The organism is Streptomyces alkaliphilus, from assembly GCF_014141535.1.
In the GTDB taxonomy this organism is placed as follows: Bacteria; Actinomycetota; Actinomycetes; order Streptomycetales; family Streptomycetaceae; genus Streptomyces; species Streptomyces alkaliphilus.
The window spans coordinates 1-1,615 of the sequence record NZ_VKHT01001082.1 but is presented as its reverse complement, the minus strand read 5'-3'; the positions used below and the strand labels follow the sequence as shown (position 1 = coordinate 1,615).

Sequence of the window (1,615 nt, the reverse complement as noted above, 5' to 3'; positions counted from 1 at the left end):
ACACGGCACGGGCGGGGGCGAGGACGGACCCGCCCGCGCCGGACGGGGCGGGGGGCCCCGGCGACACGGCCCCGGATGGCGCCGACCCGCCGGCCGGGGTGGAACGCGTCCCCCGCCAGCGAATTCCCCGCCCGCGCGGCCGGGGGGCCGACGCGCGAGCGGTGGCCGGGCCGGCCGACGCCGAGTTGCTGCGCCGGATGCGGGAGGGCGATGACGGCGCGTACGAGGAGCTGTACCGGCGGCACGCCGCCGCCGTGCGCCGGTACGCCCGAACCTGCTGTCGGGACGATCACACCGCCGAGGACCTCACCAACGAGGTGTTCGCCGCCACCCTGCAGGCCGTGCGCGGTGGCGCCGGCCCGTCCTCGGCGGTGCGCGCCTACCTCTTCACGTCGGTGCGGCGGGTGGCGGCGACCTGGACGGCAGGCGCGCGCCGCGAACAACTGGTGGAGGACTTCGCGACGTTCGTGGAGTTCGCCGACACCGGCGCGGCCGGCGGGTCCGCCGGTGGATCGGGGAGCGCGGGACGGGTCGGCGCCGGCGTCGGTGGCGACGGGGACGGTCGGGAGGCGCCGGCCGAGGTCCGCGCCATGGAGGACGCCGAGCGGTCGATGGCGGTCCGGGCGTTCCGCAGCCTGCCCGAACGCTGGCAGGCGGTGCTGTGGCACACCGCCGTCGAGGACGCCTCCCCGCGCGAGGTCGCCCCGCTGCTGGGCCTGACGCCGAACGCGACCGCCGCGCTGGCCCACCGAGCCCGTGAGGGTCTGCGGCAGGCGTACCTCCAGGCCCACGTCAGCCGGGCCCTGACCACGGGCGGCGAGTGCGCCCGGTACGCGGACCGGCTCGGGGCCTTCGCCCGGGGCGGCCTGCGGGCGCGAGCCGAACGGGGCCTGCGTCACCACCTGGAGCAGTGCGCGGCCTGCCGGACGGCGGCGCTCGAGGTCCGGGAGATGAACGAGCACCTGCGCGCGGTGCTGCCGATCGCCGTGATCGGTTGGCTCGCGGCCGGCTACGTGCCGAAGTTCCTCGCGGCGGCCGGTGTCGCCGGTGCCGGAGCGGGCGGCGGCGCGACCGGGAGCGCGGGAGGCGGATCGACCGGCGCGGGGTCGGCCGGCGCCGGCGGAACGGGTGTCACCGGAGCGGTGGCGGCCGAGGGGTTGGCCCTGCCGCTCAAGCTCGCCCTGGCCGCCGGTGTGGTGGCGGCGGCGGGCGCGGCGGCCGTGGCGGTCGCCGTGCTCGGCGGGGACTCCCCGGAGCCGGCCGTCGCCGCGCCGCCCCCGGCTGCGGCTCCCGGCCCGGCACCCGAACCGCCCCGGCCGGAGCCGGAACCCGCGCCGATCGCCGACGGCGACCCCGCGCCGGAGGCACCGGCCCCGGTACCGGCGGCAGCTCCGGAGGCCGTCGCGCCGGTGACCGTCGAGGAGCCGGCCGTTCCGGCGGAGGTTCCGCCAAAGACCCCGCCCGAGCCACCGACGGAGCCACCGGCGCAGGGGCCCGCCCCGGAGGAACCCGCGGTGCCCGCGGAACCCGCGCCGGGGACACCGGATCCCGGTGTCGAGCCCGGGCCCGAACCGGAACCACGACCGGAGCCGGAGCCCCGGCCCGACCCGGAACC

At 79.8% G+C, this 1,615-nt stretch carries 1 protein-coding gene; it reads left to right on the top strand.

The genetic code is table 11. The features are described from left to right. Positions 1–1,615, top strand: a 1,615-nt coding sequence (locus FNQ90_RS22530) for a sigma-70 family RNA polymerase sigma factor (RefSeq protein WP_228471507.1), incomplete at both ends; no start/stop codon positions are given.